Annotated in this window: 22 protein-coding genes and 3 pseudogenes; 16 read left to right on the forward strand and 9 right to left on the reverse strand. The window is 73.1% G+C overall.

Annotation, left to right across the window (positions count from 1 at the left end; translation table 11 throughout):
* Positions 1 to 753: 753 nt before the first annotated feature.
* The 6 genes from ACIP67_RS38610 (at position 754) to ACIP67_RS38635 (ending at position 9,853) form a co-directional block, all read left to right on the forward strand.
* On the forward strand, positions 754 to 2,400 hold the full coding sequence (locus ACIP67_RS38610) for an ABC transporter substrate-binding protein (protein WP_401698279.1): 1,647 nt from the start codon (positions 754 to 756) through the stop codon (positions 2,398 to 2,400).
* 349 nt (positions 2,401 to 2,749) lie between these two features.
* Positions 2,750 to 5,137 (forward strand): alpha/beta fold hydrolase, encoded by a 2,388-nt coding sequence (locus ACIP67_RS38615; protein WP_401698280.1) that lies wholly within the window; start codon positions 2,750 to 2,752, stop codon positions 5,135 to 5,137.
* Positions 5,134 to 6,204: an ABC transporter permease gene (locus ACIP67_RS38620; protein WP_401698282.1), complete on the forward strand. Its 1,071-nt coding sequence runs from the start codon at positions 5,134 to 5,136 to the stop codon at positions 6,202 to 6,204. Before ACIP67_RS38615 ends, ACIP67_RS38620 begins: the two co-directional genes overlap by 4 nt.
* Positions 6,201 to 7,061 (forward strand): ABC transporter permease, encoded by an 861-nt coding sequence (locus ACIP67_RS38625; RefSeq protein WP_401698283.1) that lies wholly within the window; start codon positions 6,201 to 6,203, stop codon positions 7,059 to 7,061. Before ACIP67_RS38620 ends, ACIP67_RS38625 begins: the two co-directional genes overlap by 4 nt.
* Entirely contained in the window at positions 7,058 to 9,160 is a 2,103-nt protein-coding gene (locus ACIP67_RS38630) for an ABC transporter ATP-binding protein (RefSeq protein WP_401698285.1), read from the forward strand. The genes ACIP67_RS38625 and ACIP67_RS38630 overlap by 4 nt, the downstream gene beginning before the upstream one ends.
* Before the next feature lie 33 nt (positions 9,161 to 9,193).
* On the forward strand, positions 9,194 to 9,853 hold the full coding sequence (locus ACIP67_RS38635) for a helix-turn-helix domain-containing protein (protein WP_401698287.1): 660 nt from the start codon (positions 9,194 to 9,196) through the stop codon (positions 9,851 to 9,853).
* A 253-nt stretch (positions 9,854 to 10,106) separates the two neighbouring features.
* Here ACIP67_RS38635 and ACIP67_RS38640 read toward each other — a convergent pair whose 3' ends face one another.
* Positions 10,107 to 10,832, reverse strand: coding sequence for an alpha/beta fold hydrolase (locus tag ACIP67_RS38640; RefSeq protein WP_401698322.1), 726 nt, complete (start codon positions 10,830 to 10,832; stop codon positions 10,107 to 10,109).
* A 140-nt stretch (positions 10,833 to 10,972) separates the two neighbouring features.
* The gene (locus ACIP67_RS38645; RefSeq protein WP_401698288.1) at positions 10,973 to 11,119 is read right to left on the reverse strand and encodes a hypothetical protein; all 147 of its coding nucleotides are present in this window, start codon (positions 11,117 to 11,119) and stop codon (positions 10,973 to 10,975) included.
* Between ACIP67_RS38645 and ACIP67_RS38650 the strand changes: the two genes are divergently transcribed.
* The gene (locus tag ACIP67_RS38650; RefSeq protein ID WP_401698289.1) at positions 11,118 to 11,537 is read left to right on the forward strand and encodes a winged helix-turn-helix transcriptional regulator; all 420 of its coding nucleotides are present in this window, start codon (positions 11,118 to 11,120) and stop codon (positions 11,535 to 11,537) included. The two genes, ACIP67_RS38645 and ACIP67_RS38650, sit on opposite strands and share 2 nt — an antisense overlap.
* A gap of 632 nt (positions 11,538 to 12,169) precedes the next feature.
* Positions 12,170 to 12,790, forward strand: a pseudogene (locus tag ACIP67_RS38655) (ABC transporter permease); the annotation flags it as partial.
* Positions 12,791 to 12,803: 13 nt separating this feature from the next.
* Here ACIP67_RS38655 and ACIP67_RS38660 read toward each other — a convergent pair.
* Positions 12,804 to 12,920: pseudogene (locus tag ACIP67_RS38660) on the reverse strand (MerR family DNA-binding transcriptional regulator); the annotation flags it as partial.
* Between the two features lie 100 nt (positions 12,921 to 13,020).
* Between ACIP67_RS38660 and ACIP67_RS38665 the strand changes: the two are divergent.
* Positions 13,021 to 13,728 carry a MerR family transcriptional regulator gene (locus ACIP67_RS38665; RefSeq protein WP_401698291.1) on the forward strand — a complete coding sequence of 236 codons (708 nt, stop codon included), beginning with the start codon at positions 13,021 to 13,023 and terminating at the stop codon, positions 13,726 to 13,728.
* Positions 13,729 to 13,989: 261 nt separating this feature from the next.
* Here the strand turns inward: ACIP67_RS38665 and ACIP67_RS38670 are convergent, their stop codons facing one another.
* Positions 13,990 to 14,319: a hypothetical protein gene (locus ACIP67_RS38670; protein ID WP_401698292.1), complete on the reverse strand. Its 330-nt coding sequence runs from the start codon at positions 14,317 to 14,319 to the stop codon at positions 13,990 to 13,992.
* Between the two features lie 394 nt (positions 14,320 to 14,713).
* Here ACIP67_RS38670 and ACIP67_RS38675 point away from each other — a divergent pair, with 394 nt between their 5' ends.
* From ACIP67_RS38675 to ACIP67_RS38685, 3 genes are read left to right on the forward strand one after another with little or no spacing between them, the layout of a single operon-like run.
* A complete protein-coding gene (locus ACIP67_RS38675) occupies positions 14,714 to 15,547 on the forward strand; it encodes a lysostaphin resistance A-like protein (RefSeq protein WP_401698294.1) in 834 nt (277 codons plus the stop codon).
* Positions 15,547 to 16,725 (forward strand): sensor histidine kinase, encoded by a 1,179-nt coding sequence (locus ACIP67_RS38680; protein WP_401698295.1) that lies wholly within the window; start codon positions 15,547 to 15,549, stop codon positions 16,723 to 16,725. The genes ACIP67_RS38675 and ACIP67_RS38680 overlap by 1 nt, the downstream gene beginning before the upstream one ends.
* Positions 16,722 to 17,381, forward strand: coding sequence for a response regulator (locus ACIP67_RS38685; protein WP_401698296.1), 660 nt, complete (start codon positions 16,722 to 16,724; stop codon positions 17,379 to 17,381). The genes ACIP67_RS38680 and ACIP67_RS38685 overlap by 4 nt, the downstream gene beginning before the upstream one ends.
* Before the next feature lie 109 nt (positions 17,382 to 17,490).
* Here the strand turns inward: ACIP67_RS38685 and ACIP67_RS38690 are convergent.
* A pseudogene (locus ACIP67_RS38690) lies at positions 17,491 to 18,521 on the reverse strand (medium chain dehydrogenase/reductase family protein).
* A gap of 168 nt (positions 18,522 to 18,689) precedes the next feature.
* Between ACIP67_RS38690 and ACIP67_RS38695 the strand changes: the two are divergent.
* The 3 genes from ACIP67_RS38695 (at position 18,690) to ACIP67_RS38705 (ending at position 20,524) form a co-directional block, all read left to right on the forward strand.
* Entirely contained in the window at positions 18,690 to 19,349 is a 660-nt protein-coding gene (locus ACIP67_RS38695) for a TetR/AcrR family transcriptional regulator (RefSeq protein ID WP_401698297.1), read from the forward strand.
* A gap of 273 nt (positions 19,350 to 19,622) precedes the next feature.
* The gene (locus ACIP67_RS38700; protein WP_401698298.1) at positions 19,623 to 20,153 is read left to right on the forward strand and encodes a fluoride efflux transporter FluC; all 531 of its coding nucleotides are present in this window, start codon (positions 19,623 to 19,625) and stop codon (positions 20,151 to 20,153) included.
* Positions 20,150 to 20,524 (forward strand): fluoride efflux transporter FluC, encoded by a 375-nt coding sequence (locus ACIP67_RS38705; protein WP_401698299.1) that lies wholly within the window; start codon positions 20,150 to 20,152, stop codon positions 20,522 to 20,524. Before ACIP67_RS38700 ends, ACIP67_RS38705 begins: the two co-directional genes overlap by 4 nt.
* A gap of 76 nt (positions 20,525 to 20,600) precedes the next feature.
* On the opposite strand, the gene ACIP67_RS38710 is transcribed toward ACIP67_RS38705, so the two are convergent.
* Positions 20,601 to 20,768, reverse strand: a complete 168-nt coding sequence (locus ACIP67_RS38710) for a hypothetical protein (protein ID WP_401698301.1) — start codon at positions 20,766 to 20,768, stop codon at positions 20,601 to 20,603.
* Between the two features lie 375 nt (positions 20,769 to 21,143).
* On the opposite strand from ACIP67_RS38710, the gene ACIP67_RS38715 reads away from it, so the two are divergent.
* Positions 21,144 to 22,856, forward strand: a complete 1,713-nt coding sequence (locus tag ACIP67_RS38715) for a hypothetical protein (protein ID WP_401698303.1) — start codon at positions 21,144 to 21,146, stop codon at positions 22,854 to 22,856.
* A 487-nt stretch (positions 22,857 to 23,343) separates the two neighbouring features.
* On the opposite strand, the gene ACIP67_RS38720 is transcribed toward ACIP67_RS38715, so the two are convergent.
* The 3 genes from ACIP67_RS38720 to ACIP67_RS38730 all read right to left on the reverse strand — a co-directional run.
* Complete coding sequence (locus tag ACIP67_RS38720) at positions 23,344 to 23,991, reverse strand: nucleotidyltransferase domain-containing protein (protein WP_401698304.1); 648 nt, start codon at positions 23,989 to 23,991, stop codon at positions 23,344 to 23,346.
* A 546-nt stretch (positions 23,992 to 24,537) separates the two neighbouring features.
* On the reverse strand, positions 24,538 to 25,059 hold the full coding sequence (locus ACIP67_RS38725) for a GNAT family N-acetyltransferase (protein WP_401698306.1): 522 nt from the start codon (positions 25,057 to 25,059) through the stop codon (positions 24,538 to 24,540).
* Between the two features lie 310 nt (positions 25,060 to 25,369).
* Positions 25,370 to 25,572 (reverse strand): hypothetical protein (locus ACIP67_RS38730; RefSeq protein ID WP_401698308.1); only part of this gene is annotated, 203 nt, incomplete at its 5' end.

Consider the following 25,572-nt stretch of genomic DNA (forward strand, 5'->3'; position numbering starts at 1 on the left):
GACCGGTGAGAGGGAGTACCCGGCCGGGTCCGGGTGCCGGCGGCTCCTCAGCCCGGCCCCGGCGTCCAGGACGGGTCGCGGCCGAGCAGGGCGAGCCAACGGTCGCCCGGCGGGGCGCTGTCGGGAACAGCGAACCGTCGGCGGAACGCGGCACCGGCTCCGCGGCCCTCGTCCGGGACCAGAGCGGCGATGCGCAGCGCGGCGGTGCCGCCGCAGCTCCGCGCGCACGGTTCCTTCCCGTGCGGCCTGGACGCAGCGCCGGCTGACCGGCTCCGGGGCGTGGACCGGGCCGCCCCCGCGCGAGCCGGAGGGGGCGAACATGCCGTCGACTCCGTCTCCGTGGTCGGACAGGAAGACGCGGCGGACTTCCAGACCCCGCTTGCGGAACTCCTCGGCAGGCGGACCGCGTTGGCGGATCACGCACTCGGCGCGCCTGCGGCCGCGGCGGTCCCGCCAGGCGCGCTCAGATGCCGCTCCGGGTGACGGCACCCGGCCATGGGCGCCCTGACGAAGCGACAAAAACGGCGTCCGCGGAGCGTGCGCGGAAGAGGCGGCACCGCGGGCAGTGGATGCCCGGCGCCGGCCGCGGGAACGGCCGGAGGCCGGATCGCCCGCGTCACCGACGCCCTGCGCCCCCTGTCCGGCCGGCCTCGCCCCCAGGAATCCTTTGACACTCTCAAACACATACGTATACCGTCCGTGCCCAGTTGGGCATTCCTGGTGGACGCCCTGGTGAACGGATAGGTGGTTCCCGTGCTTTCGGAGCCGGACGGACAGATCGGGCGGCGCGTCATGCTGCGCACGGCGGGAGCGGGCATCGGCGTGCTCGCCGCCTCGGCGATCCTCTCGGCGTGTTCGCCCCCACCCCGGGAAGCGGACGCCGGCTCCGAGGGCGAGACCGCCACGCGGGGCACGGACACCCCCATCGACACACTGACGCTGGCCCTGCCCTCCTCCCTCTCGACCCTGGACGTCAGCCGCGAGTCGGGCATCCTCAACTACGTCGTCGCGGCCCTGGTGCAGGAGTCCCTGCTCTCGGTCGGCCCCGCCGGCGAACTGAAGCCCGGCCTGGCCGAGTCCTGGAAGCAGCCCGACGCCAGGACGTACGTGTACACCCTGCGCCGCGACGCCCGGTTCTCCGACGGCACCACGGTCACCACCGACGACGTGCTCGCTTCCGTCCAGGCCGCCCGGGACGACTCCAGCACTCTCGCCTACGCCTGGGCCGGTGTCACCTCGGTCAAGGCCACGGGCGCGCGGGAGATCACCATCCGCCTCGCCGAACCCGACGCCGCCTTCGCCTGGACGCCGACCCCTGGCACGCTGCTCATCAGCAGCAGGGCGTTCCTCACCCGGAACAAGGGCAGCGTGGGCACCCCCAAGACCCTGCTGCTGGGGTCCGGGCCCTACAAGGTGACGTCCTTCGCCGCCGACGACCACGTCGGCCTGGAACGCAACGACGCCTGGTGGGGCGGCGAGCCGTCGCTGAAGACGTTGAAGCTGTCCTTCGTCCCCGACGCCGGCACACGCCTCGTGGCCATGAAGTCCGGCTCCGTCGACGGCGCGCTGGACCTGCCCTCCGACGAGGCACGCACCTGGGAGTCGACCGCCTCGGTCACCTACACCGGCGACCGCTCAGTGGTCGCCCTCGCGTTCGACACCTCCCGGGCGCCCTTCGACGACGTCCACGTCCGCAAGGCGTTCGCCCACGCCGCCGACCGGGCCGGCATGACCCACGGCATCCTGCACGGCAAGGCGGAGGTGGCCGCCACCCTGGTCTCGCCCGACATGTGGGGGGACCTGCTCACCGCCGACCAGGTGGCCGACGCCTACAAGACCCTGCCCGCCTGGGACTTCGACCTCGACCGGGCCAAGGCCGAGCTGGCGAAGTCCGCCCACGGCGACGGCTTCACCCTCGACCTCAGCTACCCGAGCAGCGGCCCCCAACTGGGCAAGGCCGCGCTGGCCCTGGCCGCCTCGCTGAAGAAGCTCGGCATCACGCTCGACGTCAAGGAGGTCACGCTGGAGCAGTGGATCGCCGACCTCGTGCCCGGCCGGAAGCCCTTGCAGTTCCTGTGGTACTTCCCCGTCACCGGCGACCCCGCGGAGCTCACCAACGCCTACCTGGACGGCTCCGCCACCGCGACCAACCTGCCGCGTTACGACGACACCGCGGTGAACACCGCCCTGGCCGCCGCCCGCAGGACCACCGACCGGGCGGAGCGGGGCAGGCACCTGATGACCGCCGTCGAGACGGCCGCCGCCGCCCTGCCCTACCTGCCGCTGTGGTGGGCGCAGACCGCGACCGCCCTGTCTAAGGACCTCGTACTGGAGGAACCCGGCCCCTTCGCCCTGATCGGCCCCTGGGCGGCCAGGATCAAGAAGGCCGCCGCCGGCTGAAGCCGGCAGGCGGTGGCCAGGATCGAGGCGGTGGCCAGGATCGAGGCGGTGACCGGGATCGAGGCGGTGACCGGGATCGGGAAGGCCGCCGCCACCTCGAGCGGGCCGGCCGTGGTCCGAGCAGGCCCAGGCCTGAAGCGCGACGGCCGCCACCTCAAGACCGCGTGCCGGGCGCATTCTCCCCCGATCGCCCGGCACGCACCCCCCACCCGCCGTCCCACCCGCCGTCCCGCCCCCGGCACGCTCCCCACCGACAGCCCCGCCCCGACGGCCGGCCCCCGGTCAGCCCCACCTCGCCGGCCCACAGCCCACGCGCACCCGGCCCGGCCGCAGCACGAACGGAACCAGCATGCCCAGTCCCACCCCGCCGCCCGGCCCCGGCCTGGATCCGGTCGCGGCGGTCCGCCGGGTCAGGCGGGCCATGTCCGACCTGACGGCGCCGCTGGAGGCGCGGATCAGCCCCGACGGACGCCAGGTGGCGGTCACCGTGACCGGTCCGCACGGCACGGGCGTCGTCCTCGCCCCGGCGCACGGCCCGGCGGTGGCCATGCCCGCCGTCACCGGCGCCCGCCACACGCCGCGCTGGCTGCCGGACTCCCGAACGCTCCTGCTCATGAGGGAGACGGAGGAGACGAGGGACGCGGGGGAACCGGACGGCGCCGGCCTCCCGGTGCTGACCGCCTGGGACACCCGCACCGGTGTCCGCCGCGACCTGGTGTCCGTCCCGGGCGCCGTGGAGGACATGCTCGTCGCCGACGACGGCTCGGAGATCCTGCTGCTGGTGGCGGACGACGGGGCCGAACGCGACGGTATGAACCTGGGGCTGCCCGTCCGGCTGGGCGCGGCGCCCGACCCCGAATCCCACCGCCCCGGCACCGGCCGGCGCCGCCTGCTGCACGGGCTGCTCCCGCCTTCCGAGGCGCCGACCGGGCCCCGGCCCGCCGGACCGGTCGCCCTGCGCGACGCCGGGCCGCCGGAGCTGACGGTCTGGAACACGGCCTGGCGCGGTGGCAGGACCGTCGTGGCCACCGTCTCCGAGGATCCGCTGCCCGCCGGTTACTACACCGCGTGGCTGGCCCGCGTCGACCTCACCGACGGAAGCACCACCGTGCTCCACCGGCCCGAAGGGCAGCTGTCCGCACCGGCGCTCGCCCCGGACGGCCGCAGTGCCGTCGTCGCCGAGGGCATCTCCATCGTGGCCGGCCGTCCGGTCGTCGTGGACCTCGCGGACGGCACCGTGACCACCACGAGCGCGGTCGAGGACGTCACCTGGCTGCTGCCCGACCCGCGGGATCCGGCCCGGCTGCTCACCGCCGGCTGGAGCGGCACCGGTAGCCGGCTCGCCGCCGTCCGCCTCGACCGGGCCGCACCCGGCGGCGTCGAGGCCACCGTGCTCCGCGAGGAGCAGGCGGTCCTCACCGGCGCCGGATTCCGGCCCGCCCTCACCCTGAGCGCGGACGGCCGGACCGCCGCGACCGTCCGGGAGGCGCCCGGGGAGCCCCCGCAGGCCGTGGTCGCGCCCACCCACGGGCCGCACGCCTGGGCCTGGCGCCCGGTCACCACCCCCGACCCTGCCGCCGCGCGCCGCGCACACGGCGGCCACCTCGACCTCGCGCGTGTCCGCACCCGCCCCACCGCGTGGACCGCGTCCGACGGCCGCACCGTCCACGGCCTGCTGCTCGACGCCCCCGCCGTGCCCGCCCCCTGCGGCCCGCACTCCGAGGACCGCGACGCGCCAACGCCACCGCCACCGCGTCCGCGCCCGTTGGCCGTGGTGCTGCACGGCGGCCCCTCCTGGCAGTGGTCCGCCGCCCACGCGCCCGCCGACGTGCTCGGACTGGGTCCCGCGCTGGCCGCCGCCGGATGGCTCGTCCTGCTGCCCAACCCCCGCGGCAGCAGCGGCTACGGCCTGGACCACGCCCGTGCCGTGGTCGGCGACGTGGGGGAGGGCGACCTCGACGACGTCCTCACCGGCGTCGCCCACCTCACCGCGCACGGCGCGGCCCTGCCCGGCCGCGCCGCGGTCCTCGGCCACAGCTACGGCGGCTTCCTCGCCGCTCTCGCCGCCGCCCGCACCGACGCCTTCCGTGCCGCGGTCGTGGTCTCCGCGCCCACCGACTGGCTCAGCTTCACCCACACCTCCGTGATCGGAGGCGGCTACGAGCGGACCTACGGCATCGGCGACGCCGCCACCGCCGAGGGCCGCACCGCCCTGCTCGCGCGTTCCCCCGTCTTCGCCGACGGCGGCACCGGCACCCCCACCCTCGTCCTGCACGGCGAGCAGGACCGCGTCACCCCGGCCGGCCAGGCGCACGAGCTGTACCGGACCCTGGCCCGACGCGCGACGGCACCGGTGGAACTGCACCTGTACCCGGGCGAGGGCCACGAGTTCACCCGTCCGGACCACCTGCTGGACGCCGCCACCCGCGCCGCTGCATGGCTCACCCGGCACGTCACCCCCGAGGCGGCACGAACGTCCGCCACCGAAGGACCGGACGACCACCCACCCGCCGCTCCGCCACGGCCGGATGCCGCCACCCCGACCGAAGGACCGGACGACCACCCACCCGCAGGTCCGCCGCAGCCGGACGCCGCCACCCCGACCGAAGGACCGGACGACCACCCACCCGCCGCTCCGCCGCAGCCGGACGCCTCCACCCCGACCGAAGGACCGGACGACCACCCACCCGCCGCTCCGCCGCAGCCGGACGCCTCCACCCCGAAGGAAGCACCGTGACCGACCCGAGCCCCCGCCAGGGCGCCGTGCCGCCAGCGCCGGCGTGGCACACCCGGCTGCGCACCGCCCTGCCCGCCCGCTACGTACTGCGCCGCCTGGCCGGCACCGCCGGGCTGCTGCTCGTGCTCTCCCTCGCCGTGTTCGCGCTGCTGCGGCTCGCCCCCGGAGACCCCGCACGCACCCTCCTCGGCACCCGCGGCGCCACACCCGAGGCCCTGGCCTCGGTACGCGCCGCCCACCACCTCGACGACCCCCTCGCCGTGCAGTACGTCCGGTGGCTGGCCGACGCCTGCCGCGGAGACCTCGGCACCTCCATCCGAACCGGCGAGGCGGTCTCCGCGGCCCTCGGCGGCCGGCTGGCGCTCACCGGCCAACTCGTCCTGACCGGCTTCGCGGTGGCGCTGCTCCTCGGGGTCCCCCTGGGCGTCCTGGCCGGACTGCGGGCACGCGGCGCGCTCGACCGCGCCGTGCAGAGCCTCGGGGTACTGGCCCTGTCCACCCCCGCCTTCGCCGGCGGCCTGCTGCTCATCTACGTCTTCTCCCTGATGCTGGGCTGGCTTCCCGCATACGGGCCCGGCACCGGCGGCAGCGACCGGCTGCTGCATCTGGTGCTGCCCGGCCTCACCCTGGGCCTGGCCGTGACCGCCGTACTGATCAAACTGACGCGCGCCGCCGTGGTCCGCGAACTCGCCCGCGAGCACGTCACCTTCGCCCTGGCCCGAGGCGTTCCCCGGCGCGCCGTGCTGCTCCGGTACGTGGTGCGCGGCACCGCCGTGCCGGTCACCACCGGCATCGGCCTGGTCCTGGCCTACCTGCTGGCCGGCACCGTGATGGTCGAGCAGGTCTTCGCCCTGCCCGGGCTGGGGCAACTCCTCGTGCAGTCGGTCACCTTCAAGGACGTCCCCGTCGTGCAGGCGGAGGCGCTGCTGATCGCGGGCCTGATCTGCCTGGCCGACCTGGCCACCGACCTCACCCACCCCCTGACCGACCCCAGGCTGCGCACGGCCCGCCCCCGGCGCTCCCCCGCCTCCGCGGCTCCGGCCGGCCCGGCGAAGGGGCAGGCATGACCACCGACACCTCCCTGGCCCCCGCACCGCCGCGCGCACCCCGGAGGCGGCGCGGGGCCGGCGTCCTGAACGCGGTCTGCGCGGCGATCGGTGCGCTGCTGCTGGTCGCGGCCGTCGCGGGCCAGTGGGTGTTCCCCGACTGGGACCGGCAGGACCTGCTGTCGACCGCCGCGATGCCCGGGGCCGGCCATCCGCTCGGCACCGACGAACTCGGCCGGGACATCCTGCAGATGCTGGTGGCCGGCGCGCGCAGCACCCTGGCCGGCGCCGCTCTCGTCGCCCTCGGGTCCATGCTGATCGGCAACGTCCTGGGAGTGATGGCCGGCTATCTCGGCGGTCTCACCGACACCGTGACCCGGCGCCTGGCCGACCTGCTGCTCGCCCTGCCGGCCCTGCTGGTGACCATCGTGGTGGCGGGCATCGGCGGCGGCGGGTACGCCCTCGCCGTCGGCGTGCTCGTGGTCCTCACCTCGCCGGGCGACATCCGGCTGGTCCGCTCGGCCGTCCTCGAGCAGCGCCACCGCGCCTACGTCGAGGCCGCCCGCAGTCTGGGCCTGCGGCCGGCGACCGTCATGGTGCGGCACATCTGGCCCAACGTGCTGCCGGTCGTCGTGGCCAACACCATGCTCAACTTCGCCGGCGCCATCGTCGCGCTGTCCTCGCTGTCCTTCCTCGGCCTGGGCGTGCCGCCCGGCGCCCCCGACTGGGGGCGGATGCTCGCCGAGAACCGCACGCTGCTCTACGACAACCCGTCGGCCGCCCTCGCCCCCGCCCTCGCGGTCATCGTGTCCGCGGTGGTGCTGAACCTGCTCGGCGACCGGCTGTTCGAGGTCTTCTCCGACCGGAGGTCCCGATGACCGACGCACCCCGCACCGCCTCCGGCACCGCGGCCCCCGCCCCTGGCACCGCCGCGGACACGGTGCCCCTGCTGGAGGTCACCGGGCTGCGGATCACCGCGACCGGGGCCGCCGCGACCGCGACGGTCGTCGACGGCGTCGGCCTGCGCGTGGCGCCGGGTGAGTGTGTCGGCGTGGTGGGGGAATCGGGCAGCGGCAAGTCCCTCGTCGTACGCGCTGTCGCCGGCCTGCTGCCCGAGGGCGTCGCCGTCACCGGCGGCAGCGTCCGGCTGGCCGGCCGGGAGGTCCTGGGACTGGCGGACGGCGAACGGCACGCGTTGCGCGGGCGCCGGCTCACCCTGCTCCTCCAGGACCCGTTCACCATGCTCCACCCGCAGTTGACCTGCGGCCGCCAGATCGCCGACGGACTGCGCGACGACCACCCCGCCCTCACCGCCGCCCGCGGCCGCCGCGCCCGGCACACCACCCGGCGCGCCGAAGTCGTACGCCGGCTCGCCGAAGTAGGACTGGAACCGGCGGTCGCCGACCGGTATCCGCACGAACTGTCGGGCGGCATGCGGCAGCGCGTCGCCGCCGCCGCGGCCCTGGCGGGTGACCCGGACCTGCTGATCGCCGACGAGCCGACCACCGCGCTCGACGCGGCCAACCAGCGGGCCCTGCTGGACCTGCTGCGCGGCCTGCAGCAGCGGCGCGGCATGGGACTGCTGCTCATCACCCACGATCTGTCGGTCGCGTTCTCCACCTGCGACCGCGTCTACGTGTTGTACGCCGGATCGGTACTGGAACAGGGAGCGGCGGCCGACCTGCGGCGCGATCCCCGGCACCCGTACACGGCGGCGCTCCTGGCCGCCGAGCCGTCCGTGCACACCCGCCACGAACGGCTGCCGGCGGTTCCCGGCTCCGTGCCCCCGCCGGGCAGCCGCGGCGCGGGCTGCCCGTTCGCCGACCGCTGCCCGCACACGGCACCGGAGTGCCGTACCGAACCGCTGCGCCTGCGGGTTCCGCCCCGCGCGCGGCCGGACCGGCGGGCCGAGGGGGAACAGCGCCTGTCCGCCTGCGTGCGCCTCGCCACGCTCGGCAAGCACCTGGCACCGGCCGCCACCGGCACGCCCGGAAGGGCCCCCTCGCAGACGGCTGCCGCAGGGACGGCCGCCGACCGGCCGGACGCCCTGCGCACGGCACCCCGCGCATTCCCGCCCGCCCCGCGCACGGCATCCCACGAGTCCCCGCCCGCCCTGCGTATGACCGCGGTGCGGCGCACCTTCCAAGGCAACGGTGAACTGCACCCGGCGGTCCGCGACGTGACCCTGACCGTGCCGGACGGCAGGATCACCGCGCTGGTCGGGGAGTCGGGATCAGGCAAGACGACGCTGGCGCGCATCGCCGTGGGCCTGGAGAGCTTCGACGCCGGGCAGGTCGACGTGGGCGACGTGTCCCTGAGCGCGGGCCGCCTGCCCGCCGGCGCACGGCGTACCCGGCTCGCCTCCCGCGCGCAGATCGTCTTCCAGGACCCCTTCTCCTCCCTCGACCCACTGCGCACCGTGGGCGCCACGCTCGCCGAGGCCCTCACCGCAGCCGGCCGCCTCCCGGACGGCAGGCGCCGGGAACGCCGCCTGTACCTGCGCGCACGGGTCGAGGAACTGCTGACGCAGGTCGGCCTGCCCACCGCCCACGCCGGCCGGCGGCCCGCAGGCCTGTCCGGCGGCGAACGCCAGCGCGTCGCCATCGCCAGGGCGCTGGCCGTACGGCCCCGGCTGCTGGTCTGCGACGAGGCCGTGGCCGCACTGGACGTGTCGGTGCAGGCCCAACTGCTCAACCTGCTCACCGAACTCCAGCGGGCCGAGGGCTTCGCGGTGCTCTTCATCACCCACGATCTGGGCGTGGTACGGCAGATCGCCGACGAGGTCGCCGTGATGTACCGCGGCGAACTGGTGGAACAGGGCTCCGCGTCCCGCGTGCTGGACCGGCCCGGCCACGCGTGGACCCGCCGCATGCTGGACTCGCTCTTCGATCCGGCACGGGCCGCTCCCGCCTCCGCGGCAGACGGACCGGCCCTGCCCACCACACCCGACAGCCCCTGCCCCGACCACCTAGACTGACGCAGATCCACCACGAGCCGCCGAGGAGGAAAGGTGCCGCTCTCCCCCGCCGTTCCCGCCCAGCCGGACGGGACACCCGCCTCGTCACGGTCGGCCCAGCCGCCGCTCCGGCGGGCCGCGGGTGACGCCACCCGTCCCGCACCGGTCGGCGACCCGGTGCGGGACGCCCTGTCGGTGAACATCAACCGCCGTCGGCTGCTGCGCGGTTGGAGCCTGCGCGAACTGTCCGCCGCGACCGGCATCAGCAAGGCCCTGCTGTCCCAGATCGAACGCGGCGAGGCCAACCCGACCCTGGACGTCGTTTCGCGCATCGCCGCCGTGCTCGACACCGACCCTGTCGACCTGCTGCGCCGCTCGCTGCGGGAGCCCGAGATCCTGCGCGCCGACGAACTCGCCGAACCCGACGGGGAGACCGCCGTCAACCTGCTCTTCGAGGGGCACGGCCACAGCCGCTTCGAGGTGTACCGCTCCCGGCTCCACCCGCACGCCCAGAGCCAGGTCAGCTCGCACGGCACGGGCTCCGTCGAGCACGTCATGGTGGTCGCCGGCCGGGTGACGCTCGTCGTCGACGAGGTGCCGTACGATCTGCGCGCCGGGGACAGCGCCCGCTTCGACGGCCGGGCGAGCCACTACTACACGACCGACGACAGCGCGGCCACCACCCACAGCATCGTCGGTTACCCGCCGGCCTGACCCGGGCTGACGACGGCCGGTCCCGCCTCCGCGGCGGCGGGACCCGTGACGTCCGTGCCGCGCGAGGAGCGGCCTCGGCCCGTCGACGGAAGGCCGGCGCGGACGTGGTCGGGCGTGACGACGGCGTCAGGAGCAGGCGAGGAGTCGGTCGCGCGCACCGGCCGGAACGCGGCCCGCACAGGACCGGAGGCAGTCGGCGATCAAGCGACTGCGCATCGGGTGATCTGGTCGTGGTCGTGCTCCGCTGCTCGGGTCAGGCGATGTCGAGCAGCAGGGCGCTGAGCTCCACGGGCATGGTGATCATGGCGTCGTGACCGGTCTCCAGCTGGTGGACAAGGGACGGCTCGCCGTTGGGCTGAGTCGTCGGCAGGGGCCGCCGGGTGACGCCTTCGGGCTCGTTGCCGACGCAGAGGACGTGGACCCGGGGGATCGCGGCCTGGGCGGGGTTGTCCATCTCGGCCGGCTGCTGGAAGCAGAGGGCCGACTCGTCCGCGAGCGTGGTCCTGAGCCAGGCGATGTCCTGGGGGTCGGTGACGCCGAACAGGCCGAGCGGCGCGGGGAGTTCCGGCAGCGGCGGAATGCGCCACGGCTCGGCGGTGCCGGCGGCACCGTCGATCAGGGCCTGGGTGAGCGGCATGACATCGATGGCGTTCTCGCCGTGCGTCGGCACCATGGCGTCGAGGTAGACCAGGCGCGAGATGCGCTCGGGAACGCGGTTCGCCGCGTTGGAGATGACCATTCCCGCGTAGCTGTGGCCGACGAGGACGACGTCTGTCAGGTCGTGGTCGAGGACGAGGCCGACGATGTCGTCGACGTGGGTGGTGAGTCCGACCTCGGGGCCGAGCAGGTGGGCCTTGTCCCCGTGGCCGGTGAGGGACGGCGTGAGGACACGGTGGCCCCGGGCGGTGAGCAGCGGGGCGACGCGGCTCCAGCACTGCCCGTCGTGCCAGGCGCCGTGAACGAGGACGTACGTGATCAGGTGGGACATGGATGCTTCCTCGTGGTGAGAGTGGATCTGCGGTCAGGGGAAGTGGCAGGCACGCGGACGCGCGTCCGCGCCTGCACGCGGGTGCGGGGCGGTGGACGAACCCCCGGTACGGTGACGGCCGGGCCGACGGTTCAGCCGGACTCGCTCCGCACGGCGGGTGCGACGTCCGACGCGAACCTCTCCAGGACCCGTTGCGAGCCGGTGTCACCCGGGAGTGTGCCGGTGAGGGAGAAGACGCCGAGTTCGGCCTCGGCGGCCGTCGGGACGGTGCGCTGCATGTCTTCGACATTAGGCAGCCGACAGGTACCTGAAGGTACCCTTCGGCGCGTGAGCCTCCGTCCCGGAACCGTCTTCCTCGCCGACTGCCCCGCCCGCCTGGCCATCGACATCATGGCCGGGAAGTGGGCCATGGTCACGCTCTTCGCGCTGAGCGACGGTCCCTTGCGGCACGGCGAGCTGGTCGAGCTGATCGGAGGTATCTCGCGCAAAGTGCTGACGCAGACGTTGCGCGGCCTCCAGGACAACGGCCTCGTCGAACGGCGCGCCTACGCCGAAGCGCCACCCCGCGTGGAGTACAGCCTGACCGAGCTCGGGCACACCCTCGAGGAGCCCATCACGAGGCTGACCGAATGGGCGAGGTCCAACGGCGCGGCGATCGTCGCTTTTCGCGAGACGGCTGAGGCGAAGGACGCCTAGAACCACGCTCCAACCACCGCGCCCGCCGGCACCATGACCCACGCCCCGCTGCCAGGAGTTCTTCCGTCTCCGCCGCCACCGGCACTGACGCCCATCCGGCGGCGAGGGCTGACGCCATCGGTTGCTCACCGACCGCACAAGGCGGTCCGGGCCCAGCCTGGCAACCCGCGTCAGGGCTCTCGGCCCGGAAAGCACCCCGGGACGGACCGGCACGATCCCTGCATCGGTGCAGCCGACCGCTGTGAGTTCGGTCCGCCGCTGTGCGGCGACGGGCTCGTCGTACGCGAGGGCGGAGGACCGCGGTACGCCGCCGGCGCTGGTCCAGGAGAGCCCGTAGTTCTGCATCGTGATCGTCAGGGGGGCGCCATCCCAACAGCACTGACAGCGGCCAATTCCGGCCGTGATCTATTCCTGTGGCTGGTTTGTGGTGCATGGTGGTGCGCACGGGCCGCCCCTCTCCCCCAGGTGGCGCCCCTTGCCGGGCCCTGCCGTCTTCCCCCGGGCGGCGGGGCCCGCCGCGCCTCCCGACTCCCGGCTCCCGACTCCCGGCTCCCGACTCCCGGCTCCCGACTCCCGGCTCCCCACGGGAGACACTCATGATGCCAACGCGGCACGAACAACCAGGGGCAAGGATGACCACTTACTTCTTCGGTGACACCGCTGTTCTCACGGGGCGGACCCTGCGCCATGTCACACGCAGCGTGGACACCATCATCACGGCCGTCTTCACGCCGGTCGCCATGATGCTGATGTTCGTCTACGTGTTCGGCGGCGCGATCGACACAGGGTCGGTTTCGTACGTGAACTACATGCTGCCCGGCATCCTGCTCATCACCATCGCGTCGGGCATCTCCTACACCGCGTACCGGCTGTTCACCGACGTGAAGAGCGGGATCTTCGAGCGATTCCAGTCCATGCCGATCGCACGGTCCGGTGTGTTGTGGGCACACGTCCTCACCTCTCTGGTCGCCAACCTGATCTCACTCGTGATCGTCGTGGGCGTCGCGCTGCTCATGGGCTTCCGCACGGGGGCAGGAGTGCCGGCATGGCTCGCGATCGCCGGCATCCTGTTCCTGTTCACCCTGGCCCTGACCTGGATCGCCGTGATCCCCGGGCTCTCCGCGGCCTCGGTCGAGGGTGCGGGCGCGTTCGCCTACCCGCTCGTCTTCCTGCCGTTCGTCAGCTCGGCGTTCGTGCCCACGGAGACCATGCCCGGTCCGGTGCGCGCCTTCGCCGAGCACCAGCCGGTGACATCGATCGTCAACACGTCCGGTAACCGGATCGGTCGCGTTCGGGCTCCGGCAGCAGCCCGATCCGGTGGTAGTGGCGTACCGCACGCACTGTCACTCCGGCGTACGCCGCAAGCCGGCTGATGGTCAGCATGGGTTTCAGACTGCCTCAGGCGATCTTCCGGCGATAGGCGGCCATCGCGAAGACGTACGCCACGACGAGGACGCCGAAGCACCAGGCGAGGGCGATCCAGATGTCGACCTACGACGCCGCCGCGGTCGTGCGCCTGATCCGGATCCGCACCCTCGCAGATGCCGGCGTACCGCTGGCCCGGGTGCAGGAACTCCTCGACGCCGGCCCGGAGGAGTTCACCGACGGTGTCCAGGAGATCGACAAGGAACTGCGCGCCGAGATCCGGCGGCTGCAGGGCACCCGCAGACGGCTCGCCCGGCTCGCCGCCGGAGAACACCTGGCGCTGCCGCGGAGCGTCGTGGACTACCTCGACCGGCTACGCGGTCTCGGCGTCGAGGAGCGGTACATCGAGAGGGAGCGGGACGCCTGGATCATGGTCGCCGCCCAGGTGCCGCACCTGATCGACTCCGTGATCGCCGAGAAGCACGAGCAATTGGACGACCCCGACATGGTGCAGCTCTACAGCCTTTTCAGAGAGGCGCCGGACTGGTCGCCCGACGATCCGAGGGTCGTCGAGGTCGCCGACATCGTGGAGCGTCTGATGGTTCGCGCGGTGGAGGCCGGCGAGGTAGGTGCCGACGGCTTCGACGACCAGTTCGTCGACCTGCTGGACTCGACGATGGTCGAGTCCTCACCGGGCGCCGAGCGGGTGGTGGCGATCCTGGAGGAGCGGGGCTGGAGGGGCTGGACCCGCATCGAGCGAGTGCCTGCCGACAGGCTCAAGCCTGAGTCGCCGTCATCAAGGAGCCACGTCAGAGGGCCGGTGTGACGTCGTCCGGGTGGGCTCGTGCTGGTCGGGGCGAACGTCTGCCGTGCGGATCGTCCGGCAGGACGGGTTCGGGGTTCCGGGTTCTCCGCTCGCCGTCACCGGGGCGGCGCGCTGTCCGTCACCAGCAGCGAGCACAGGAGGATCGGTGTCACCGGCTCCGGCGGTCCGCCGGTCGCCTGAGCTGTCCAGCACAGTCCCGGCGGAGACAGAAGCTGTGTCACGGCCCGTGCGCCGGGCCATGACGGAAGTCGCTTCAACCGGTCACAGACCCGCTGCATCCCCTACGTCCCCGGCTCTCTTCAGCACGGAGTCGAGCGCGTCCACCACGGCGTTGTGCCGCCTCGCGCGTGCCGCCCGGTCCGTCGGGACCAGCCGCGCGGCGGCCTGCACGGCGTAGCCGTCCGGGTCGCCGAAGGCGGTCTGCGGGTGCTCTCCCGTATCCGCGCAGTGCGCCGTGACCTCCTCGACCGCCTGGAGCACGACTGCCCGGTCCACGCCCGGCTGCATCGCCAGCCGTACTTGGAACCGCGCCATCCACTTCTCGCGGTCCTTCTCCCTCGCCGCGTCGGTCGTCTGGTTTCTTTTCGCCACGTGCTCTCCCGGATGATCGGCAGCCGTCCGTCATGGAGTTGGACGTCGGGGCATCGAAGCGGGTTGCGCCGAACCGAACTTGATCACCCATGACGGTACGGTACTCGGCGTCTCGAAGCGTGGCGAACGGCCGGGTCGAACCGAAGGTGCGGTGATCCGGGCCGGGGAGGCGTCCTGCGCCGGCCAGGCGTTCACCGCGAGGACGAGGCCGTGTGCGTCGCGAGTCGGCAGCAGGAGTGTCGGGTCTGGGGTCTGTCCCCCGTGAGAGCTACGTGCAGGTGTCCACTGTGAGGTGACGATTCTTGATCGCCGTTTCCATAGCGTTCGGTTCAGCCGCAGCGCCCGGCCGCGGACCGGACAAGGAACCGGAAACGGAACCGAAGAAAGAGTCGTCATGAAAATCGTGTGGCAGATCCTGGCCGTGGTCGCGGTCGCTGCGGTCGGCGGTCAGAGCGTCACCGCGGTGCAGGACAACCCGTGGCTCTCGCTCCTCATGGGCGGCCTGACGGTCGTGCTCTCGGTGTTCGTCTACCGGTGGGTCGTGGGGCGTACCGAGCGGCGCCCGGTCACGGAGCTGGCCCGGGAGGGAGCGCAGGGGTCGCTCTTCCGGGGCCTGGTCATCGGTGTCGCGATGTTCGGGTGCGTCATCGCGAACATCTGGTTCCTCGGGGACTACGAGGTCCACGGCTTCGGCTCGCTGACCGGAGCGATCGGGCTGGTCGGCTTCATGGCCGGCGCCGCCGTCACGGAGGAACTGATGTTCCGCGGCCTGCTCTTCCGGCTCGTGGAGCGAGGTCTGGGCACGTACATCGCGCTGGCGCTGTCCGCTGTGATGTTCGGCGCGGCCCATCTGTTCAACAAGGACGCCACGCTGCTGGGTGCCGTCGCCATCGCGATCGAGGCCGGCGGCATGCTCGCCGCCGCGTACGCCGCCACCCGCACCCTGTGGCTGCCGATCGGCCTGCACTTCGGCTGGAACTTCGCGGAGTCCGGCATCTTCGGCACCGAGGTCTCGGGCAACGGCGACACGCACGGACTGCTGGACGCCTCGACGTCGGGCGCCAAGCTGATCACGGGCGGCGAGTTCGGCCCGGAGGCCAGTGTGTACTCGATGGTGTTCGGTGCGCTGCTGACGGTCGCCTTCCTGTGGCTGGCCCGCCGGCGCGGCACCATCGTCCCCCGGCAGCGTGCCGAGCGCGTCAACACCCTCGCTACACTCACCCGGTGATGAGCCTTCAGCGGGCGGGCCAGGTGTGGCGCCGACTCGACGTCACCGTCCGCGACCTTCCGCTCGGGATACTGTTCCTGGTCGCGTCGTTCCTGCCGGGACTGCGCGGCCACGGGACGGAGGTCGGGGACCTGCCGACCCGCCCCTTCGACGCGCTCGCCGTCGGGGCGCTCGCGCTCGAAAGCCTTCCGCTCGCGGTGCGCCGACGGTGGCCGGTCGTCTGTCTCGCCCTGGTGACGTGCGGCTTCGCTCTCGACCAGCTGCGCGGCTACCACTCGGCCGCCGGCACCGCACTGCCCATCGTGCTGATCAGTGCGGGGTCCCATCTGGAACACCGCCGGCGCACCACCGTGGTCCTTCTCTCCGTGGCGTACGTGCCGCTGGCGATCGCGCTCTCCCTGCTCGGTTCGGGCGGTGAGACGCCGGCGGAGTTCGTGACGTTCTACCTGGTGCTGGCCCTGGCCTGGGGAGCCGGGGCGTGGCTGCGTTCCACCCGGGTCGCGGAGGCCGAACGCCGCGAGCGCGTCGCGGCGGAGACCCGTACCGCCGAACGCACCCGGATCGCCCGCGAACTGCACGACGTGGTGACCCACCACGTGACCGCCATGGTCGTACAGGCCGAAGCCGCCCGCTATCTGACCGCCGCACCCGAGCGGCTCGAGCAGTCCCTGACCGCTGTCAGCGACACCGGCCGCCGCGCCATCACCGACCTGCGCCACCTGCTCGACCTGCTCAACCCCGACCACGGCACCGGCACCGGCACGGCGGAGGCCAAGGAGCTCAGGACACCGGCCGTCGGCAGGGTCCTCACCCTCGTCGAGCAGACCCGCCGGGCCGGACAGCCGGTGGACTTCACCGAACAGGGCACACCACCGGCATCGACCGGCAGCGCCGACCTCGTTGCCTACCGGGTGGTGCAGGAAGCTTTGACCAACGCCCTCAAGTACGCTCACGGAAGCCGGACTTCCGTCGAGGTACGGCACGGCGAAGGGGAGATCACCGTGGAGGTCAGCACGGACGGGACCGGCTCACGCACCGCCGCCGCCGTCGGCAGCGGGCGGGGCCTGGCCGGCCTGCGGGAACGCGTCGACATCCTGGGGGGCGACTTCAGCGCCGGCAGCAGCACGGACGGCGGCTTCACCGTACGGGCACGCATCCCCGCCGGCAGCACCTCGTGAGCGCACCGATCCGGGTCCTGGTCTGCGACGACCAGATGCTGATCCGCACCGGCCTGGTCACCATCATCGACGCCCAGCCCGACATGGAGGTGGCGGGCGAATGCGGAGACGGGCGGACCGGGGTCGAACTCGCCCACAAGGTACAGCCCGACGTCGTCGTGATGGACATCCGCATGCCGGTCCTCGACGGCCTCGAAGCCACCCGCCTGCTGGCCGGTGCCGGAGTGCCCCACCCCGTCAAGGTCCTCGTGGTGACCACGTTCAACCTGGACGAATACGTCTACGAGGCACTGCGCGCCGGCGCCAGCGGCTTCCTCCTCAAGGACGCACCCCCGGACCGGCTGCTCCACGGCATCCGGACCGTGGCCACCGGCGCGGCCCTCCTCGACCCCGACGTGACACGCCGGCTCGTCGGCCGCTACGCCGCCCGCATCCGCCCCGCCGAGAACACCACCCGCGACATCCCGCTGACCCCCCGCGAACTGGAGGTCCTCCGCCTCATCGCGGACGGCCTCTCCAACAGCGAGATCGCCGCGGCCCTCGTCATCAGCCAGGAGACCGTCAAGACCTTCGTCTCCCGCATCCTCACCAAGCTCCAGCTCCGGGACCGCGTCCAGGCCGTCGTCTACGCCTACCGCCACGGCCTGGCCACCTGATGCACGACCGACCGGGCCCCGGGCGGGGCGGCCCGGGGCCGGGCCGTCGAGCCCTGCGGCAGTCACGAGGTCACCGCGGTGGCGGCGGTCCGTGGTCGTACCCGCGGTGTCACACTTCCGGGACGATGACGACCTTGCCGGCGACGGTGCGGGATTCGGCGAGTCCCAGGGCCGAAGCGGCTTCGGTCAGCGGGAACCTCGCGGCGATCTGCGGACTGAGGACGTCGTCGGCCACCAGGCGCAGTACCTGGCCGAGGTCCTCGGTCATCCGCCGCTGCCACGACGCCCGGCAACGGCGCCGGCCGGCCCAGAAGTTGTAGAAGTGCGCGCTCCTGCCGTTGGGCAGGGCGTTCCAGCCGGCGAGCCGCGCGAACAGCTTCAGCACCGGCAGCTGTGAGCTGCCTTCCTCGTCCTTGGTGGCCGCCGTGCCGTAGGAGACCAGCGTTCCGCCCCGGCGCAGCAGCTGCCACGACTGCTCCACCGCGTCGCCGCCGACGTGGTCGAACACCGCGTCCACACCGTCCGGCGCGAGTTCACGGATGCGGTCGTACATATCCGGGTCGCGGTAGTCGACCGGGGCCGCGCCCAGTGCGCGCACGGTGCCGTGGTGCCGATCACGGTGATCCCGGCGTGGCGGGCCAGTTGGACGAGGGTGGAGCCGACCCCGCCGTTGGCGCCCAGCACCACGATCGTCCCGCCGGTACGGACCTTGGCGACGCGGTGCAGCATCTGCCAGGCGGTGATGCCGTTGACGACCACGGTCTCCGCGGCGGCCGCGTCCACTTCGTCCGGTACGGGCATCAGGTCCTCGGCGTCGACGACGAGGTGGCTGGCCCACGCGCCGGTCTTGGTCACCAAGGCGAACCGGCGTCCGACGAGTGCGGCGTCCACCGCCGGGCCGGCCGCCGTCACGGTGCCGACCACGTCGTAGCCGAGGACGAAGGGAAACGGCGGCTGGTCGTAGTACTTGCCGCGGCGCATCTGCTGCTCGGCGAACGACACACCGGTCGCCTCCATCCGCAGGACGACCTGGCCCTCGGCCGGGGCCGGCAGATCGCGGATCCGCAGCTCCAGGCCCGCCGGCTCGACCTTGCCGGGCAGGACGATCTCGGTGACGGAGGTGCTGGCGGTGCTGGTCATGGCGTGCCCCTGACGAAGCTCTTGACACTTACGGTCGTCTACTTACAGCCGTAAGGTTAAGCATGTTGGCTCCGGTTCGGCAAGGGGGTTCCCCGAGAGACCTTCGAAGGCGAGGCAATGGATGGAGGTCGCTTACGCTCATAAACTCCCTCGCGTAAGGTTACGGAGATGAACGAAACCGACGGGACGAGCTCTCCCGCACCGACCCGGGCACGTGTGCGCAACCGGCGCGGCGAGGGCGGCCGCCTGCGGGAGGACATCGTCTCCGCCGCCGCGGCACTGCTGGACGAGACCGGCGACGAGCGCGCGATCACCCTGCGGTCGGTCGCCCGCAGAGTCGGGATCGCCGCACCGTCGATCTATCCGCACTTCCCCGACCAGCCGGCCATCATGCTGGCCGTCGTCCAGCGGGAGTTCGCCGCGCTGGAAGCGCACCTGCGCGCCGTCGCCCAGGAGGCGGGGGACGACCCACGGGACAGGCTGTACGCCGTCTGCCGTGCCTACCTCGGTTACGCGCGGAGCCATCCCGAGCGCTACCGCACGATGTTCGGCGGTCTCTGGATGCCGACCCTGGGTGACAACTCCCTGACGGAGGACGACCTCACCCATCTCGGCACGACGGCCCTGCAGATCCTCGCGGACGCCGTCGCGGACTGCGCCGCCGCAGGCCAGTCCTTGGTCACCAGCCCCCGACTCGACGCCGTCACCCTCTGGCTCTGCCTGCACGGCCTCGCTCAGCAGCGGGCCGTCAGTCGCATCTTCCCCTGGCCCGAAGACGGCATCGCCGACGCCATCATCACGAGGATCGCCCGTCTCGAAGACGCCTGACCGCGCCCCTCCCGTGAGGCCTTGGAAGGCCCGGCGGGCGGCGGCTGGGCCGCAACGGCCCGGGGATCGCCGGCCGGGGCGATGGCAGGCCACCCCACCCACCAGGCGCGCGACCGGACCGGTAGCCTGGCCGTGCAGCCACCCGTGCGGGCGGCTGCACGGCGGTGGGGCCCGCCGTACCCAACCGCGACCACGCCGGTCGACAACGGTCCCTACCTGACCCTTCCGCGCGCCCGCGCACGGACCGATACGATCAGGTAGGAGCCTGAACGCGTGCACCCCGACCGCTCCGACCACACCGCCCGGGCCACCGGCTGGCAGGCCGAACCCGCCGATCCGGACACCGCTGTCGACCCGTGGCCGCCCGGGAAGGCACCCAGCCCGAAGCGCCGCCAGGCCGAGATCCTCGCCGCCATCGCGGCCGGCGGCGTCATCGGCGCCTGCGCCCGCTACGGCGCCACCCTGATCTGGCCGACCGCACCCACGGCCTTCCCCTGGACGACGTTCTGGATCAACGTCACCGGCTGTGCCGCCATGGGCATCCTGATGGTCCTGATCACCGAACGCTTCACCGCCCACCCCCTCACACGGCCCTTCCTGGGCACCGGAGTCCTGGGCGGCTACACCACCTTCTCCACCGCCACCCTCGACACTCAGCGCCTCCTCGACGCCGGCCGTCCCGGTACCGGGCTGCTGTACGCGGCCGCCACCCTGCTGGCCGCCTTCGCCGCGGTCCGGGCCACCGCCGCCCTCACCCGGCTCGCCGTCCGCCCGCACGCGGCCGCGGAGCGGGGGCGGTCGTGAACTGGCTGATGGTGATCACCGGGGCACTCGTCGGCGCCCCGCTGCGCTACCTCACCGACCGAGCTGTCCAGGCGCGCCACGACACCGTCTTCCCCTGGGGCACCTTCAGCGTCAACATCGCCGCCTGCGCCGGCCTCGGCTTCCTCACCGGCGCCGCGACCGCCGCCACCGTCCCCCAGGCGCTCCAGCACCTGGTCGGACCCGGCCTGTGCGCGACGCTCAGCACCTACTCCACCTTCTCCTTCGAGAGCCTGCGCCTGGCCGAGACCGGCGCGAAGTACTTCGCCGCGGCCAACGCGGTCGTCAGCATCGTCGCCGGGCTGGGCACCGCCCACCTCGCCGGCGCCCTCGCCACCGCGCTCCTGGCCTGACGGGGCCTCCTGTGTACCCGACGTGGAGACCTGGGATCGGAGGGGGGACGAACTGAGGGCCCTGCTGGGAAAGTCCTCAGCGACCGGGGCAGACCGCTTGCGCCGACACGTGCACCGGAAAGCGGTCCTGCTCGGCGGCGGTGAGGGTCCGGTAGGCGATGACACGGCACAGCTCCCGCTGCCACATGGCGGGGTCGAGGACCAGGGGGCCGCCGATGCCGTTGTCGTCGTCGGCGTAGAGCACGGTCCTTCCATCCTGCGAGACGTCGAGGACCGAGTAGGTCTCCGAGGACGGGTTGCCGGTGGTGCCGTCGGCCAGACGGCCGAAGTCATACCCTGCTGGCCCCGCAGCGTGAACCCTTCCCCGGCCCCCGGACGCCGGACGACGGACGCCGGACGCCGGACGCCGGACGACGGACGACGGACGACGAGAACGCACGGCACGGCGGGCGGGGCCGGTGTCGGCGGCTTCGCTCCCCGCCTCAGGGGCAACGTCGGCACCTCAGCGGCGGCAGTCGCAAGCCGGGCTTCAGGGCCGTTTTCCGGATTGATCGGCCATCATCCCCCATGATGGGAACCGCCCGGGGCAACGGGTCAAGCAACGTGGTGAGGACGCAACATGGTGGTGGAAGCCGGTACGCAGCAGGAGCGCGTCGCGGGGCGGGTGTGGACCGTGCGCCTGGATCCCCACGGCCGCCCCTCTGCCGGATCGGTGCGGCTCTCCTGCTCCCGCGCGGTCTGCGCCGATCAGCGCTTTCCCGGCGGCGCCGGCGCGGGACGCAGAGCCGCGGTCGAACACATCAACCTGCACCTGGCACGCATCCACGCGGGCGGCGGGCCGCGCGGCGAGGCCTGGTGCGCGTGCCGAGCCGCCGACTGCGTGTGGCACACCCCCGCACCCGTCGCCGGACCGCGCGGCGGGGCACGGCCGTTGCCAGGGGCGGTGCGGTGCGGCGGTCCGGTGGTCCTGACGGTGTACGCGGACCGTGCCGGAAGGCTGTGGCGGATCGCGGAGATGTGCGCACGGTGCGCGGCCGCCACTCCGGACTGCCGTGTCCTGGACACCGCCCCGGCCGGGTCGGGCCAGGCGGCGGCGAAGTCGGCTGCCGCGGAGCGGGAGCCCGCAGACGGCATGAACACCGATGGCGTGGCGGCGGTGTTCTCCGACCACGGCCCCTCCCCCGCGGCCGGCGCTTCGGCCTCCGCGGCCGGCACTCTTTCCTCCGCGGCCGGCACTCTTTCCTCCGCGGCCGGCACTCTTTCGTCCGCGGCCGGCACTTCGTCCTCCGCGGCCGCCACACCGGCGTCGGTCCCTCGTGCCCGCGCCGCCTCACCGGCCGGGACGTCCCGGGCGAAGAAGCCGTGGGGGAAGATCGCGCAGCGGATCGTGCCGTACGACCTGGAGCCCGACGTCCTGCGGGTCGAACTCATCGAGCTCGGGGACGCGTTCCGCGCCTACCAGCAGCGCGCCGAGCCCGACCTCGTCCTTCTGGCCGAGCTCCACGAGCGCAAGGCCCGCGCCTTCCGCCTGTGGGCCGACGTGAGCGGCGACAGTTCCCTGCACCACGAGGCACAGCGCGCGGAGGCCGCCGTACAGACCACCCTCGAGATGCACGCCAACCGTGGCGGCCGGCCCGTCGGGGACACGGCGGACGGCGACCGGCCGGTGGTGGAACGGCTGCTGACCCGGCACCAGGCCGAGCACGCCCGTGCCGTGCTGGACCACGCCGCCGCCCACGCCCCGCACCCCGACGCCGAAGCGCGCCTGGCGGTGTTCATGCTCACCCTGCGGGCCGCGCGCGCCGGCACCGCGAACGTCACCGGCCAGGACCTCACCGGCTGGCTCCAGGACGATGCCGAGCGGGTGCTTCAGCGGCTGCTCGCGGCCGACTGGCTGCGCCTGCCCAGCACCGTGGCCGAGGTGATGGCGTCCCGGCCCGAAGACCCCGCCGCCATCACCGTCCCCGCGCTGCTGCCCGAACAGCCCCGCCCGTTCGACTTCGGCAAGACCACCCGCGCGAGGATCTCCGGCTGGGCCCAGAAAGTCGTGGGCGACCGGAAGATCCGCAAGAGGAAAGCGGGTGCCGCAACCCGGCTGCTGGCCCTGTACACCGCCGCCCACAGCCGCCCCGACGGGCACCTCGGACGCCTTGAGGACGGCGGGCTGCACCTGGACCGGGTGGCCGCGTTCTGCACCCTGACTCCCGAGGAAGTCGCCGAGCACGCCGAACTGCTGGTCGCCGCCGACTGGCTGACGGAAACCGACACCGCCCGAGGAGGGCTGCGCGGACAGCTCACCGAGCGGGTCCTGCCGCTGTCAGGACTGCTGTGACGAGCCACCATGTCGGCGTCGTTCTCGCACGCGCCGGCATGTGATCCCTCCCGCCGCGTGGGACGGCGCCACCGCCGCGCTCGGCACCCGGTCACCGGGCAATGCCGAGGGCACACCGACCGGGCGGTGCTCGCCGAACCGGCCGAACTGGTGGCGGCCGGCCGGATCGAGGTGCGGCTCAGATATGGGTGAAGCCGCCCGGGAGGGCCCACGGAGAACCCGTTCCCTTACCGCGGCGGCGGCTCCGGAGCGGTGACCACCGGCACCGGGCAGCCCTGCGGCTCCGCCACTCCACAGGGGCCCGGCACCACGGCAGGGACAGCTGGAGGGGGGCGCCCCGGTCGCGGGGATCATCCGCTCCAGCGGGTGCGGCCGCCCGCCCGACAGCGGTGTCAGCTTGTGGTGCCCCAGGGAACCTTGATGTCGGTGTCGTGTGCGGCGGCTGTGGTCAGCACGACACGGAGGCCCTCGGTCACGGTGTCCACCGTCATGGACGGCACACCGCCAGTCTCGCCAGCCAGGGATGTCCGGGATGCACGCGCGCCGGCCACCCGGCAAGAACGTCGCGTCGCGCCCTGCTCAGCAGCGGCAGCACCCCGTCGAAGTCCGCGTGATCCTTGGGCCGTGCCGCCTTCGCTTTAAACGACAGCACCAGCTCCGGCGCCAGATAGGGAATGCCGTCCGACGTCCGCTCGATGATCGCGTCGTACGGCAGCCGGAGTGTGTCGTCCCGCCGACAGATCCACATCCCGCCCTCGTGCGGCTCGCGGAAGACATCGAACAGGAACTGGCCGCTCGCCGGATCCCGCAGCCAGGTCTGGTACGTGGCCGCGAGCGCCTCAGTTCCTGCACTCGCCCAGACCCGTCCCGAGCCCACCGCGTCAAACACGTACTCGGGGAAGCACTCCCGAATCTCCGCGAACCCTGCCGCGGGCACCGCGATCTCCAGATCGCCATGGGGCCGCGACCGACCTCCACGGAACAGGTCCAGCGCCCACCCTGCCACGATGCACCAGGGCGCACCGACCCCGCCCAACCGCTCCGCGACCTGTTCCGGCCGCCAGGAATCCGCCCACCGAGCAGCCAGTTCGTCGGCGTCGAGGACAGCACCACCGGGCGGCACAGGATCGGTCATCGGAACAACCTACTGCCACGCCCCGACTGCGGTGCGTGTGGTGGGCCAGGTGCGGATCGCGGCCCCAGCCGTCCAGCGGCCCGCCTGCGGTTCGACGTAGCGCTGACCCGGCACCGGGCCAGGATGCTCGTGGTCCGCTTCGGCGCGCCCAGTTCGCTCAGTGCCCGGAGCTCATCGGCGCGGGCCTCGATCCGAACGGCTCGCGCGGCTCGGCCTTCCGTTCGGCGGCACCGGCGGTGAGGTCGCGACCTCGACCGGCCTGACGACGATGTTCACCGACGGCGGCGGGCGGCGCTGTCCCGCCCGGCGACTGCACCGACGCCGGGCCGGTGCACCGCTCAGTCAAGCGGACGGCGACGCGGCGGGAGCGGGCCGGCGGCAGCTGCGAGGGAACGCCTGGGGGAGGAGCTGGACGGCTGGACCCTGCACCGGATCCGTCGCAGTGCCCTGACCGACTCCGGCCGGGGCCTCGCGGCCGGTGAGGAACGGCGGGCTGTGGGGCGACCGCCCGGCGATCCCCGTTGCGCATGGGCCACTGGGCGGAGCTCAGAGGTCCCTTCGCATGAGAACGCACATCGTCTCGTGGCGACGGATCGCCCCGTCGGGTCCTTCCTCGTCCCAGGCGTCCGGTTCACGGCCGTACGCGACATAGCCCAGGCGCTCGTACAGGTCGCGAGCCCGGGGGTTGTTCTCCTCCACAGCGAGTTCGGCCCTGCGCAGCCCGCGGTCCCTGATCCGTTGTTCGGCAGCTCGGACGAGCAGCGTTCCCAGACCGTGGGACCGCAGCGCGGGGAACACGGCGAGCTGCCACAGGGTCCCGGCTTCCGCGGAGACCTGGTAGTCGATGCCGCCGATCGCCACCGGCAGATCCACCGGAGTGCATACGGCCAGGTAGTCCACCTCGCCCGCCGCGGCGCGCGCCAGCTCTCGCTCCACGTGGCGCAGGTGGACGGCCGAACCGGACCAGGTGCACGCCGGCAGATCCCGGGGCAGTAGATCGCGCACGCTGACAGGCACGATGAGGGTGGCGTCGGTGGCATCGTCTTCAGTGGGCACGGAATGGAGCATGCCGACCACAGTGATGGCACGACAACGTATTTCTTCCGCCTGGGCCCCCTGGCCTCTCGTCGACGGGCCGGCGCGCAAGCGGCGTCGCGGTGCGGCGTGACGTGGTCATCGCCTCCCGGGGCGACCCGACGCGCGAGGAGACGGCCGACCACAGTCCTGTCGGGACGCTCCGTGCCGGACGCCCTCCACGACCGGATCACGACGTGGGCGAGACCGATGCCCTCGGTCCGTAGCCCGTCCGGTCGTACGGTCGTACGGTCGGGCAGGGCGTGCGCCGCGGCCAAGGAGAGCACGAGGCGGCCGACGGGGTTCACACGTGTACGAAGAGCACACCGACCTGCCCGGCGGGCGGCCCGACCGGTGCCACGCGGTAGGCCGGCCATGGCCTGCGGCAGGCGACCGGCGTCGTCACGGTGGAGGGTGCCTCTATGTCTTTCGTCAAGGCACCCTCGTCGGGTTTGGGGTAGTTCGGGCTCGTCGCGGTTATGCGGCGAGCCCGATGGTTTTCGGTTC

This window comes from Streptomyces sp. NPDC088812 (genome assembly GCF_044750285.1).
GTDB lineage: Bacteria > Actinomycetota > Actinomycetes > Streptomycetales > Streptomycetaceae > Streptomyces.